9 protein-coding genes are annotated in these 13,460 nt (G+C 56.9%); 1 reads left to right on the top strand and 8 read right to left on the bottom strand.

Annotated elements, in window-relative coordinates; all coding sequences use genetic code 11:
• Nucleotides 1-74: 74 nt before the first annotated feature.
• From yegQ to KP80_RS19130, 8 genes are all read right to left on the bottom strand, one after another.
• Nucleotides 75-1,436, bottom strand: a complete 1,362-nt coding sequence (gene yegQ / locus KP80_RS19095) for a tRNA 5-hydroxyuridine modification protein YegQ (protein ID WP_052285219.1) — start codon at nt 1,434-1,436, stop codon at nt 75-77.
• A gap of 154 nt (nt 1,437-1,590) precedes the next feature.
• On the bottom strand, nt 1,591-1,923 hold the full coding sequence (locus KP80_RS19100; protein ID WP_052285220.1) for a YegP family protein: 333 nt from the start codon (nt 1,921-1,923) through the stop codon (nt 1,591-1,593).
• A gap of 127 nt (nt 1,924-2,050) precedes the next feature.
• Nucleotides 2,051-2,773: a two-component system response regulator BaeR gene (gene baeR, locus KP80_RS19105; protein WP_052285221.1), complete on the bottom strand. Its 723-nt coding sequence runs from the start codon at nt 2,771-2,773 to the stop codon at nt 2,051-2,053.
• Nucleotides 2,770-4,209 carry a two-component system sensor histidine kinase BaeS gene (baeS, locus tag KP80_RS19110; RefSeq protein ID WP_052285222.1) on the bottom strand — a complete coding sequence of 480 codons (1,440 nt, stop codon included), beginning with the start codon at nt 4,207-4,209 and terminating at the stop codon, nt 2,770-2,772. The genes baeR and baeS overlap by 4 nt, the downstream gene beginning before the upstream one ends.
• Nucleotides 4,210-4,212: 3 nt before the next feature.
• Nucleotides 4,213-5,625: an MFS transporter gene (locus tag KP80_RS19115; protein WP_052285223.1), complete on the bottom strand. Its 1,413-nt coding sequence runs from the start codon at nt 5,623-5,625 to the stop codon at nt 4,213-4,215.
• A gap of 2 nt (nt 5,626-5,627) precedes the next feature.
• Nucleotides 5,628-8,705, bottom strand: coding sequence for a multidrug efflux RND transporter permease subunit MdtC (mdtC, locus tag KP80_RS19120; RefSeq protein WP_052285224.1), 3,078 nt, complete (start codon nt 8,703-8,705; stop codon nt 5,628-5,630).
• Entirely contained in the window at nt 8,706-11,828 is a 3,123-nt protein-coding gene (locus tag KP80_RS19125; protein ID WP_052285225.1) for an MdtB/MuxB family multidrug efflux RND transporter permease subunit, read from the bottom strand.
• Nucleotides 11,828-13,090 carry an MdtA/MuxA family multidrug efflux RND transporter periplasmic adaptor subunit gene (locus KP80_RS19130; RefSeq protein WP_052285226.1) on the bottom strand — a complete coding sequence of 421 codons (1,263 nt, stop codon included), beginning with the start codon at nt 13,088-13,090 and terminating at the stop codon, nt 11,828-11,830. The genes KP80_RS19125 and KP80_RS19130 overlap by 1 nt, the downstream gene beginning before the upstream one ends.
• A gap of 253 nt (nt 13,091-13,343) precedes the next feature.
• Here KP80_RS19130 and KP80_RS23470 point away from each other — a divergent pair, with 253 nt between their 5' ends.
• Entirely contained in the window at nt 13,344-13,403 is a 60-nt protein-coding gene (locus KP80_RS23470) for a type I toxin-antitoxin system Ibs family toxin (RefSeq protein WP_156315699.1), read from the top strand.
• Nucleotides 13,404-13,460: the final 57 nt, after the last annotated feature.

Consider the following 13,460-nt stretch of genomic DNA (forward strand, 5'->3'; position numbering starts at 1 on the left):
AGTATCGACAATTGATAATTCCGTCTGTGATCCATTTCTAAGAATCTTTGCTATTGAAAAACAATATATATGTACTAGCTGTTATGCGGATTACGAGTTGATTCTCCTGTGAAATTCCGCATCAGCAGACCATACTCCAGTTCGATATCTTCCGGCACGGGGATCCATACGGTGTGACCGTCGCCAGGAGCGACCGGTTTCGCAACACCTTTGGCATCTTCCATCTGCTCGAGGCTGAAGTTGACGTTACCCTGCGGGGTCATCAGTTCCAGATTATCGCCAAGGGCAAATTTGTTTTTTACCGCCACTTCGGCCATCACGCCTTTGCGCTGGCCGGTAAATTCGCCGACGAACTGCTGACGCTCGGAAACCGAGAAACCGTATTCGTAGTTCTGATAATCGTCATGCGTGTGACGACGCAGGAAGCCTTCGGTGTAGCCACGGTGGGCGAGGTTTTCCAGCGTTTCCAGCAGATTGGTATCAAACGGTTTGCCGGCTGCGGCGTCATCGATCGCCTTGCGGTACACCTGCGCGGTGCGGGCGCAGTAGTAGTGCGATTTGGTACGGCCTTCGATTTTCAGCGAGTGCACGCCCATTTGGGTCAGGCGCTCAACGTGAGCCACGGCGCGAAGATCTTTTGAGTTCATGATGTAGGTGCCGTGCTCGTCTTCAAAGGCAGTCATGTACTCGCCAGGACGTTTGGCCTCTTCCAGCATAAACACCTGATCGGTCGGTGCGCCAACGCCGAGGGTGGGTTCGACGTTCTGTACCGGAATCGGTTCGTATTTGTGGACGATATTACCGATATCGTCTTCTTTGCCTTCCAGGACGTTGTACTCCCAGCGGCAGGCGTTGGTGCAGGTGCCCTGGTTCGGGTCACGCTTGTTGATGTAGCCGGACAGCAGGCAACGGCCGGAGTAGGCCATGCACAGCGCGCCGTGAACGAAGATTTCAATCTCCATATCTGGCACCTGGGAGCGGATCTCTTCAATTTCTTCCAGCGACAGCTCGCGGGAGAGGATCACGCGGGTCAGGCCCATCTGCTTCCAGAATTTTACCGTAGCCCAGTTGACGGCGTTCGCCTGCACGGACAGGTGAATATCCATGTCGGGGAAGTTTTCGCGCACCAGCATTATCAGCCCTGGATCGGACATGATCAGCGCATCCGGCCCCATATCTACCACCGGCTTCAAATCACGAATGAAGGTTTTCAGCTTGGCGTTATGCGGGGCAATGTTGACCACCACATAGAATTTTTTACCCAGTGCATGGGCTTCGTTGATGCCGAGCTGCAGATTCTCGTGATTGAATTCGTTGTTACGCACGCGCAGTGAGTAGCGCGGTTGGCCGGCATAAACAGCATCGGCACCGTAAGCAAAAGCGTAACGCATATTTTTCAGCGTTCCCGCCGGGGAGAGGAGTTCCGGTTTAAACATGATTTTCTCGTTCTGATGACAGGTCAGATTCGCCACACCTGATGCGGCGAGTTGGGGAGTGTCCCCACTTTAAGGGCGGGCATTGTAGCGCTGTGTGGGTGGGAGGTAAAGCGCCGGGTGGCTGCCAGGGGCCACCCGGCCGGGTTTCTACCTATCAGGTATTATCTTTGACGGTCTCGCTGGCACCGTTGGTTTTCACCGATGCAATGCCTTTATCGCGCGAGGCTTCGCTGGCGTACAGCTGGCTGCTGCCAATCACCTGGTGATTACCGGCTTTCAGATTGAAGTGGAATTTACCGTTGGTCGCCGTTTTCTTCTCATAGCGCTCGTCCAGCGGACTGTTGGTGCGCACGGAGGCGATACCATTTTCCGCCGACGCTCTGGTGGTGTACAGCTCGCTGGTGAGAATGATTTCGCCGTTGCCCGCTTTCAGGACGAAACGAAACTGATCGTTGCTGCTTTTGCTTAACTCAAACCAACCCGCCATGGTGACTCCTTGATGAAATTGAAGTGGTTAAAGGTATTGGCTGACTGTATGAGTATGGGAGAAATTGGCGTAGATGCTAATCATGCGGTGGGGAAAGAGGGCGGCCGTGAGGCCGCTCTGAGGGAGATTACGCCATTCGGCAGGCATCGGCCTCCCAGCGGTAACCCACGCCGTAGACCGCACGGATGAAAGACTGCTCAGCGTCAAGCGACTCCAGCTTGCGGCGCAGGTTTTTTATGTGGCTGTCGATGGTGCGATCGGTGACCACGCGATAGTCGTCATACAGATGATTGAGCAACTGTTCGCGGGAGAACACTTTTCCGGGTTCCTGCGATAAGGTTTTCAACAGACGAAATTCTGCCGGGGTGAGATCGAGCAAGCGATCGCGCCACGAAGCCTGAAAACGGTTTTCGTCGACGATAAGCGGGCTTTGTTCGTCCAGCGCCTGTAGCTCCTGGCGCGGTTTGCAGCGACGCAAAATGGTTTTCACGCGCGCCACGACTTCACGTGGGCTATAGGGCTTACAGATGTAATCGTCGGCGCCAATTTCCAGCCCCAACAAGCGATCGATTTCTTCAATTTTGGCCGTCACCATGACGATGGGAACGTCAGAGAAGCGGCGGATTTCGCGACACAGCGTCAGACCGTCGGTGCCTGGCAGCATTAAATCCAGCAGGATCAGATTTGGTGGCGACTGATGAACGTACGGCAGTACTTTATCGCCGTGGCTAATCAGCGTCGGCGCGTAGTGCGCTGCCAGCAAATAGTCGATGAGTAACTGCCCCAGTTTTGGTTCATCTTCCACAATTAAAATGCGTGGGGCGTTGTCGTCAATCGGTAACTCGGTCATATCTCTCTCGGTGTTGCGCGTTCCAGCGGTAATTCTACTTTAATGCTAACCCCGCCAAAAGGCGAATGTCCGACCTCAAGACGGCCACCGTGGGCGGTGACAATATTGGCGCAGATCGCCAGTCCGAGGCCGGACCCGCCGCTGGCGCGGTTGCGGGATCCTTCGGTGCGATAGAAGCGTTCGCACAGTTTAGTCAGCTGTTCATCGGTGACGCCCGGGCCGCTGTCGGCAAATTCCATCACAATATGCTGGGCGCTCAGCGCGGTGCGAATCAGCACCTGGCCACCACTATCGGTGTAGCGCAGGCTGTTTTCCAGCAGGTTGTTGAAAAGCTGCATCAGGCGGTCCGGGTCGCCGAAGACCGTGGCATTTTCTGCCAGCGCCAGATTCAACGTTAACCCTCGGCTGGCAAGGCGTTCGCGGAAGGCATCGGCGGCAATTTCCAGCAGCGAAATAATCTCTACGGATGACTTCTGGTAAGCCAGCGCCCCTTCATCAGACATGGAAAGCTGATGCAAATCGTTAACCAGCTTGGTGAGCGTGGCGACTTCCGCCTGCAACGATGTCACTGACTCTGGGGTAAATTTGCGAACGCCGTCCTGAATGGCCTCCAGTTCACCGCGCAGTACCGCTAGCGGGGTGCGCAGCTCATGGGAGATGTCGGCCATCAAATCACGGCGCATCTGCTGGTTTTTCTCCAGCGTGCTGGCGAGCTGGTTGAAGTCCTGTGCCAGCTTGCCCAGCTCATCACCGCTGGTGACCGGCACACGGGTGGAGAAATCGCCCGCAGCCAGCTTGTGGGTGCCTTCAACTAACCGTCTGACGGGTGCGATAAGCCCACGCGCCAGCGGGAAGGTAGCCAGCGCGGCGAGCAGCGTTGCCAGGCCCACAATCAGCCAACTAGTACGCCGCTGCTGCTTGTCGAAATTAATATCGGTATTACGGGTTAAGCGTTCGACCGGCGAGGCGATCACCGCGCCGACCTCCATACCGTTAACAATAATGCCCCGTCGGGTGCCATCGTGTGGCACCGCTTCACGGGGGCCAACCAGCACGCGGGCGTTTTGATCGACCACCCAAAATTGAGTGCGCCAGCCGTGCGGCGGCATCCCACCGCGTTCCGGGCCCATGCCCGGCCCTGGAGGGCCTGGCGGCATTTTGTCCTCATTGTTGTCATGTTCGAATGAACGCAGGATTTGGAAGATGAAACGGTCGTTATTGCGTAAAAAACGCCAGTTACCGTGCTGGGCATACTGCTCCGCCAGTGCGTCACTGAGTAGTTGTAGCCGCTGTTCGTTGCCGCGCTTGATGTAGTCAATAAAGCCGCGCTCAAAGCTGATGCGCACCGCCCAATGCATACTGATCAGCAGCACGATACAGGTGGCTAAAATGGCGAAGAACAGTTTGCCGGAGATTCCCGGGCGCCATAATTTCACGATTTACTCCTTCAATTTGCGTCGGGCGATAACCACGTTTTTGCTGATATCGTCCGGCACTCGCGCGAAGACGAGGGCGGGAAGCGCAATAATCACGGCCATACAGAAATAGGTGTACATAAAGACGTGGTGCGTGGTGTCGCCTCCCACGGCAATGTGCTGCTGGCCAAACATGCCCAGCAGGATCCCCGCGATAGTGACGCCGATACTCATCGATAGCTGCATAATCATCGACAGCAGGCTATTGCCACTGCTGGCATGGTCATCCGGCAGGTCTTTTAGGGTCAGCGTGTTCATTGATGAAAAACGGCTGGAGTTGACCATCCCTTGAATAAACAGCACCGCCGGCAGCACGTAGTACCAGCCGGCCAGTGCGGTGAACATAAAGAGCAGGCTGATTAACGCAAGGCTAAGAGTGCTGAACACCAGCACGTGGCGGTAGCCAAAGCGATTAACGACTTGTACCACGATGCGCTTCATACCCATGCTGCCGAGCACCATCGGGATCATCATTAACCCGGCATGGAATGGCGTGAAGCCGAGACCAATCTGCATAAACACCGGCGTCATAAACGGCAGCATCCCGCTACCGATACGCCCGGCAAAGCTGCCAGCGAGCCCCAGTGAAAAGGTCGGGGTATTGAAAAGCTTCAGACTAAACAGCGCGTCTTCGTTACCGTAGGCGTGCCACAGATACATCAGGATGGAGACGACGCCGATGGCCACCAGTGCGCCCATCATCAACGGTGAAATGCCCAAGCCTTTTTGCCCATCGAGCGCCAGCGTTAGCGTTGCCATACCCAGTGCCAGAACGATAAACCCTGAAAGATCAAAGCGCCGGGTTTGCACCGTATAGTTGGGCATCAAAATCAGCGTGGCAATACAGCCGATAATGCCGACGGGAATATTGATTAAGAAAATCCAGTGCCAGGAGGCGTATTCAACCAAAATTCCCCCCAACGCCGGGCCCAGCAGCGGGCCAATCTGGCCGGGCAGGGTGACGAAGGTCATCGCCGCCATATATTGTTCGCGTGGCACGATTTTCATCACCGTCAGCCTGCCGACGGGTACCATCATCGCGCCACCGATACCCTGTAGAACACGGGCCATCACCAGCTCATTGAGGGTGCTGGAAAGCGAACAGAACAGCGAACCCAGGGTAAACAGAATGATGGCGATGAAAAAGATATTGCGCACGCCGACGCGATCCGCCAGCCAGCCGCTGGCGGGCAGCATGACGGCGACCGTCAGCACGTAGGAAACCACCACCATGTGCATGTGGAGCGGGCTCTCCCCCAGGCTTAGCGCCATGGAGGGGAGGGCGGTATTGACGATCGTAGTGTCCAGCGATTGCATGAAAAAGCCAAACGCCACGATCCACAGCTGCCAGCGAACGTTGGCGGGAAGTTCAGTCATGGTTACTCAGTTACCGATTGTCGGGTTTGACGCGAAAAACGTAGACGCAGACTCTCGAAGAACAGGTAAATCACCGGGGTGGTGTACAACGTCAGCAGTTGGCTCATCGCCAGCCCTCCGACAATGGTAATCCCCAGCGGTTGACGCAGTTCCGACCCATCACCTCCCGAGAGTACCAGCGGTAGCGCGCCAAACAGCGCCGCCAGCGTGGTCATCATTATCGGGCGAAAACGCAGCAGGCAGGCCTGGAAAATGGCCTCCTCCGGCGTCAGGTTGCCGTTACGCTGCGCCTCAAGGGCGAAGTCGACCATCATGATGGCGTTTTTCTTCACAATGCCGATTAATAGCATGATCCCGATAAGGGCAATTAGGCTAAACGGGGCACCGAATAGCTCCAGCGCCAGCAATGCGCCAACGCCTGCGGAGGGTAGCGTAGAGAGAATTGTCAGCGGATGCACATAGCTTTCGTACAAAATCCCCAGCACGATATAGACCGTGGCGATAGCGGCGAGAATCAGGATAACCTGCGAGTTCATCGTATCCTGGAACACCTGTGCCGTGCCGGCAAACGATCCGCGCACCGTCGGCGGGACACCAAGCTGGGTCATTGTTCGGGTGATGGCGTCGCTGGCTTCCGAGAGTGATTTACCGGTCGGCAGGTTAAAGGAAACCGTAGACGCTGCCGACAGCCCCTGATGGTTCACCGACAGCGGTGCGTTGGCCGGTTGCCATTTGGCGAAATACGATAGCGGAATGGCTTTGCCGTCGTTATTAATCACAAACATTTTATCCAGCGCGCTAACGTCCTGGGTGTAAACCGGGTCAACCTGCATCACCACTTTGTACTGGTTAAGCGGCTGATAGATTGTGGAAATCTGCCGCTGGCCAAAGGCGTTGTTGAGCAGACTGTTAGCCTCTTCGACGCTAATACCCAGCCGCGACATGGTTTCACGGTCATAGACCAGGTCCATTTCGGCACCGTTATCCTGTTGATCCGAGTTGACGTCGGCAAGCTCCGGCAGTGCCGCCAGCGCTTTACGGATTTTCGGCTCCCACTCGCGCAGCGCGCTCAAATCATCGGAAAGCAGGGTGTACTGGTAGCTGGCGTTGGCCTGACGCCCGCCGACTCGGATATCCTGCACCGCCATTAAGAACAGGTTGGCGCCGGGCTCTTTGGCGAGCTTTTTACGCAGTCGGTCGATAATTTGCTGCGCCGTTTCGTGGCGCTGGTCGCGCGATTTCAGGGTGATGAACATCATCCCACTGTTGACGCGTGAGCCGCCGGTAAAGCCGGTGACATTATCGACTGCCGGATCTTCACGAATGATCTTCATAAAGTCCTGTAATTTACCGCGCATCGCCTGGAAAGAAATGCTTTGGTCGGCCTGAATCCCGCCCATCAGCACCCCGGTATCCTGCTCCGGGAAGAAGGTTTTCGGAATGGAGATATAGAGCCAGACGTTAAGCGCGATGGTGGCCAGGAATACCACGCCGACCAGGCGTGCGTGGTTGAGCACCCAGCGTAACGATTTACCGTAACCCTGCTGCATACCGACAAGCAGACGCCCCAGACCTTTGTTGCGGGTGGGGGTATGCGGACGGCTGGATTTTAGCATCCAGCCGCACATCATCGGCGTGAGCGTCAACGAGACCGCCAGTGAAATGCCGATAGCCACCGACAGCGTGACGGCAAACTCTCGCAACAGCCTGCCAGGCAGGCCGCCCATCAGCAACAGCGGCAGGAATACGGCCACCAGCGACACACTCATCGACAGCACGGTAAAGCCAACCTCGCGGCTACCTTGTAGCGCCGCTTGTAGCGGCTTCATGCCTGCCTCCAGATGGCGGGAGATGTTCTCCAGCACCACGATGGCATCATCAACCACAAAGCCGGTGGCGATAGTTAGCGCCATTAGCGACAGGTTGTTAAGGCTAAAGCCGCACAGATACATGGCGGCAAAGGTACCGATAAGCGACACCGGAACCGCCACCGCCGGGATCAGCGTCGCCCGCCCGGAACGCAGGAACAGGAAGACGACGAGAATGACCAGCGCGACGGAAATCACCAGCGTCTGCTCCACTTCTTCCAGCGATGCGCGGATGGTCGGCGAACGGTCCTGGGCAATTTGCAGATCGATAGCGGCGGGAATGGTTTGCTGTAGCGCCGGTAGCTCGGCGCGAATGCTGTCGACGGTCTGAATAATGTTGGCTTCCGGCAGCTTGCGGATCATCAGCAAAATCGCCGGTTTGGCGTTGGTCATCCCGGCATTACGCACATCCTGCACCGAGTCGGTGATGTTCGCGACGTCGCTCAGACGCACCGCCGCGCCGTTGTTATAGTGAATAATCAGCGGCTTGTACTCTGCCGCCTTTTTCAGCTCATCGTTGGCCTGCACTTGCCAGCGATGCGCGCTATCTTCAATCGCCCCCTGCGGTTTACGCACGTTGGCATTGCTGATGGCGGTGCGCACGGCATCTAGCGATACGCCCTGATTAAACAGCGCTTGCGGATTGAGATCGACGCGCACGGCGGGCAGAGAGCTGCCGCCCACGTCCACGTCGCCCACGCCGTCAATTTGCGAGATATTCTGCGCCAGCTGGGTGGAGGCAAAATCGTACAGCTCGCCCTGGGAATAGGTATCCGAGGTGAGCGTCAGGATCATAATTGGCGCGTCGGACGGGTTGGCTTTGCGATAGGTTGGGCGGCTCGGCATGCCGCTCGGCAGCAAGTTTTGCGCGGCGTTGATGGCCGCCTGTACATCGCGCGCAGCGCCGTTGATATCGCGATCGAAGTTAAATTCGAGAATGATGCGGGTACTGCCCAGCGAGCTGCTGGAGGTCATTTCGTTGACCCCGGCAATGCGACCGAGTGAACGCTCAAGCGGTGTCGCCACCGACGATGCCATTGTCTCCGGCGAAGCGCCCGGCAGCGAGGCGCTAACCATGATAACCGGGAAGTCTACCTGCGGCAGCGGGGCCACCGGCAGCAGCCGGAAGCCCAAAATACCGCACAGGGTGATGGCGAGCGAAATCAGGATCGTCGCCACCGGACGGTAGATGAAGAGTGCAAAAAATTTCACTTACACTTCCTCTTCACGGTGCGGGAACCGGCTTTTCAGGTACAGCGACAGGCGGTCGAACAGCAGATAGATAACCGGCGTGGTGAACAGCGTCAGTACCTGGCTCACCAGCAGACCACCGACCATACCAATACCCAGCGGACGACGCAGTTCGGCGCCCACCCCGGTGCTCAACATCAGCGGCAGCGCACCCAGTAGCGCCGCCAGAGTTGTCATCAGAATCGGGCGGAAACGCAGCAGACAGGCCTGATAAATCGCCTCGCGCGGTTCCATCCCCTGTTCACGCTCGGCCGCCAGCGCGAAGTCGATCATCATGATCGCGTTCTTCTTCACGATACCGATAAGCAAAATGATACCGATGATGGCAATGACGTCCAGTTCGCTGCCCGAAATCATCAGCGCCAGCAGCGCACCGACGCCCGCCGTTGGCAGCGTCGACAGAATGGTTATCGGGTGGATAAAACTCTCATACAGCACGCCGAGCACGATATACATTGCCACCACGGCCGCCACCACTAGCCAGATAGTGCTGCTCAGCGCTGACTGGAAGGCGAGGGTGCTGCCCTGGAATTCGGTGCGAATATCCGTCGGGAAGTTCAGCGATTTTTCCGCATTCTGAATGGACTGCACCGCATCGCCCAGCGAGTAGCCGCTTGGTACGTTGAACGAAATGGTCGTCACCGGGAACTGGTCAAGATGGTTAATCGACAGCGGCGCATAGCGCTGCTCGATTTTGGCGATGGCGTTGAGCGGGACGATACCGCCGTCGCTGCTGGTCAGGCGGATGTTATCCAGCGCCGCCAGCCCCGGTGTGGCACGGGTATCATGCTCGAGCACGACGCGATACTGGTTCGCTTGGGTGTAGATGGTGGAGATCAAACGTTGACCGAAGGCGTTATACAGCGCGTTGTCAACGTCGGCCATGGAAATACCGAGACGGCTGGCGCTGTCGCGATCGACATTGACAAAGGCCACCAGCCCCTGATCCTGCCAGTCGCTGCTGACATCAGAAAGCTGCGGCTGCGCCTGTAGCTGGGTCATCAGCTGCGGCACCCATTGGCTTAGCGCATCCAGCGAGTTGGCCTGCAGCGTAAACTGATACTGCGTGCGGCTAACGGTGGTGTCGATAGTCAGATCTTGCGTCGGCTGTAGATACAATTCAACGCCAGGAATACGCGCCACCGACTGTTGTAGACGGTTAATGACGGTCTGGACGCGGTCATCGCGGTCGCTTAACGGTTTCAGGTTAATTTGCAGACGTGCGCTGTTGAGCGCGGGGTTGGTGCCATCAACGCCGACAAACGAGGTCAGGCTCTCTACCGCCGGGTCTTTCAAAATCGCATCGGCCACCGTTTGCTGGCGCTGCGCCATGCTGGTGAACGACACCGACTGCGGTGCCTGCAGCGTGCCTTGAATGATGCCGTTATCCTGAATCGGGAAGAAGCCTTTCGGGATGGTGACCCACAGAATAATTGACAGTGCCAGGGTGCCGAGGGCAACGCTCAACGTTAGCCATGGATGGTTCAACACGCGAGCCAGCCAGTGACCATAAACGGCAATGACCCGTTCAAAGAAACGCTCGCTGGCGCGAGAGAAGCGGTTTTGTTTGCGTAGCGACTCATGGCTTAACATGCGCGCGCACATCATCGGCGTTAGCGTTAGCGAGACCACCGCCGAGATGAGGATAGCGACTGCCAGGGTGATAGCAAATTCGCGGAACAGACGGCCAATGATATCGCCCATAAACAGCAGTGGGATCAGTACCGCAATCAGCGACAGGGTCAGGGAGATAATGGTAAAGCCAATCTCACCCGCACCTTTGAGCGCCGCCGCCATCGGCTTCTCGCCTTTTTCGATATAGCGAGAGATGTTTTCAATCACCACGATGGCGTCATCGACCACAAAACCGGTGGCAATGGTGAGCGCCATTAGCGTCAGGTTGTTGATAGAAAAGTCGAGGAATACCATCACCGCGAAGGTGCCTACCAGCGACAGCGGCACGGCGACGCCGGGAATGATGGTGGCCGGTACGTTGCGCAGGAACAGATAGATGATCATCACCACCAGCGCAATGGCCAGCATCAGCTCAAACTGGGTGTCGGAGACCGAGGCGCGAATGTTGGTGGTTCGGTCAGAAAGCACTTCAACTTTGACCGATTTTGGCAGGCTTTCGGTCAGCTGTGGCAGCATTTCGCGGATGCTATCGGCGGTCGAAATGATGTTGGCGCCGGGCTGGCGCTGCACATTCATCACGATAGCCTGCTTTTTATTGGCCCATGCGCCAAGCCAGGTGTTTTCAGCCCCTTGTTCAATGGTTGCCACATCGCCTAAGCGAATTGCGGCGCCATTTTTGTAGGCAATGATCAGCTGGCGATATTCCTGCGCCGACTGCATCTGGTCGTTGGCGGAAAGCGTGACCGCGCGCGTTGGGCCATCCAGGCTACCTTTCGCCGAGTTGACGTTGGCGCTGGTAATGGCAGTGCGGATATCTTCGCTGGTGAGCCCCAACGCGGCAATCGCCTGGGCGTTGAGTTTCACGCGTACGGCGGGACGTTGGCCGCCCGCGAGAGTCACCAGACCTACGCCGGAAACCTGAGATATTTTCTGCGCCACACGCGTTTCCACCATATCTTCCACTTCAGTCATCGGTGTGGCGGTGGAGGTCACGGAGAGGGTCATAATGGGTGGATCCGCCGGGTTCACTTTACTGTAGACCGGTGGGTTGGGCAGATCGCTTGGCAACAGGTTGGTGGCGGCGTTAATGGCTGCCTGGACTTCCTGCTCGGCGACGTCCAGCGGTAGGGTGAGCTGGAATTGCAGTGTCACCACGGAGGCACCGCCTGAGCTTTGCGATGACATCTGTTTTAAGCCGGACATCTGGCCAAACTGGCGTTCCAGCGGCGCGGTGACGGCAGAGGTCATCACATCCGGGCTCGCACCCGGATAAAGTGTAACCACTTGGATAGTCGGGTAATCCACTTCGGGGAGCGCGGATACGGGCAGAAAACGGTAGCCGATGATCCCGGCCAGCAAAATTGCCACCATCAACAGCGTGGTGGCGACAGGGCGCATAATGAACAGGCGGGATGGGCCGCCTGTGCTGCTCGGCGGTAAAACTTGCATTAGCCGCGCGCTCCTTTATGCCCAGCGGAATGGCCTTCTGCCGCCGCCGGTTTTTCAGCGCTGGTGGCGGTGGCGTCATGCGCCGTGACCACTTCGACCTTCGCACCTTCGGTCAGGCGGTCAATGCCGTCGGTCACCACGCGGTCTCCTGCGGATAGCCCGGCGTCGATAACCACTTTCAGGCTATCCTGAATACCCGGTACTACGGTGTGTTTGCTGACTTTATTGTCGCTATTCAGCACCCAGACGAAGTGGCCGTCGTTGCCCATCTGCAGCGCGGCGGTTGGGATCACGACGGCATTTTGTTGGGTATCAACCAGCATACGCGCGTTGACGAACTGGTTGGGGAACAGCGCGTCGTCCTGGTTATTAAAGCGCGCTTTCAGCTTGATGGTGCCGGTAGTGGCGTCGATTTGGTTATCGAGGCTTAACAGCGAACCTTCGCTGAGCTTGGTTTTGTTGGTGCGATCCCAGGCTTCAACCGCCAGCGCTTTGCCCGCTTTTTGCGCGGCCACCACGGTGGCAATGTCATTTTCTGGCAGGGTAAAGACGAGGTCTATCGGGTGCGTTTGGGTCAGCACCACAATTCCGGTGGTATCTCCGCTGGAGATCTGATTACCGATATCGACCTGTTTTAAACCAACGCGGCCATCGATAGGCGCGGTAATACGGCTCCAGTTGAGCTGGAGCTGAGCGCTGGCAACCGATGCTTCATCAGCCTTGATTGTGCCTTCTGTTTCGCTGACCAGCGATTGCTGAGTGTCGAGTTCCTGACGAGAAACGAGATTGGTTTTTACCAACTGCTGGTAGCGCGCCAGATCGCGACGGGCGTTAGCGAGGGTGGCTTTGTCTTTTGCCAGCTGTCCTTGCGCCTGAGCCAGCGCAACTTTGAATTGGCTAGGGTCAATTTCCGCCAGCAAATCGCCCGCTTTGACCTGTTGTCCTTCCTGGAAATGAATCGCCATGAGCTGGCCGTCCACGCGGCTTCTGACGGTGACCGTATTAGCCGCGGTAATCGTGCCTAACCCGCTTAAATAGCGCGGTACGGCTTCACTGGTCGCGGTCGCGGCCTGAACCGGTGCCAGCGTACCGCCGAAACGACCACCGTGGCGACCACCGCCCGGAGGCGCACCCGCGGGCTTCGCGCTGCTAGAGTCCGAAGTATTGGAATTCTTGCTGAAGTGCCAGATGCCGACCGCCCCCGCGATAACCACCAGCACGGCCAGCGCAATCCGCCAGCGTGAGTTATGACTGCCTTTCATTGTTATACGTGTCTCGTCCTGAATCATTCCACGAAATGATACTAGTTTAGTAACGGAACGCTCAGAAAAAATGGAGGAAATATGAAAGACGGCGAGAATCGTCCGAAACGGGAGCGGCTTTACGAGTAGGCTCGCAAAGAGAGGGGATGAAACGGCGCAAAACGCCCGTTGGTGGTACCGTCAGCGGCGTTTAGCGAGGTGCTAAAACGGGAAAGCCCCTCCTGACGAAGGGGCCTTATATAAGGAAAGGGTTATGATGAACATGGTCATCATACTGGTGATACTCTTAGTCATTAGCTTACCGGCTTACTAAGACACCAGGGGGAGGAGCAATCCTCCCTTACCCTTACTCCTTTACGATAGGTTGAAA

Origin of the sequence: Kluyvera genomosp. 1, assembly GCF_001266615.1 — a bacterium.
Taxonomy (GTDB): Bacteria; Pseudomonadota; Gammaproteobacteria; order Enterobacterales; family Enterobacteriaceae; genus Kluyvera; species Kluyvera cryocrescens_A.

Coding starts and splice junctions, on each gene's coding strand:
- yegQ (WP_052285219.1), bottom strand. CDS start 1,436: ATGTTTAAACCGGAACTCCTCTCCCCGGCGGGAACGCTGAAAAATATG.
- KP80_RS19100 (WP_052285220.1), bottom strand. CDS start 1,923: ATGGCGGGTTGGTTTGAGTTAAGCAAAAGCAGCAACGATCAGTTTCGT.
- baeR (WP_052285221.1), bottom strand. CDS start 2,773: ATGACCGAGTTACCGATTGACGACAACGCCCCACGCATTTTAATTGTG.
- KP80_RS19115 (WP_052285223.1), bottom strand. CDS start 5,625: ATGACTGAACTTCCCGCCAACGTTCGCTGGCAGCTGTGGATCGTGGCG.
- KP80_RS19125 (WP_052285225.1), bottom strand. CDS start 11,828: ATGCAAGTTTTACCGCCGAGCAGCACAGGCGGCCCATCCCGCCTGTTC.
- KP80_RS19130 (WP_052285226.1), bottom strand. CDS start 13,090: ATGAAAGGCAGTCATAACTCACGCTGGCGGATTGCGCTGGCCGTGCTG.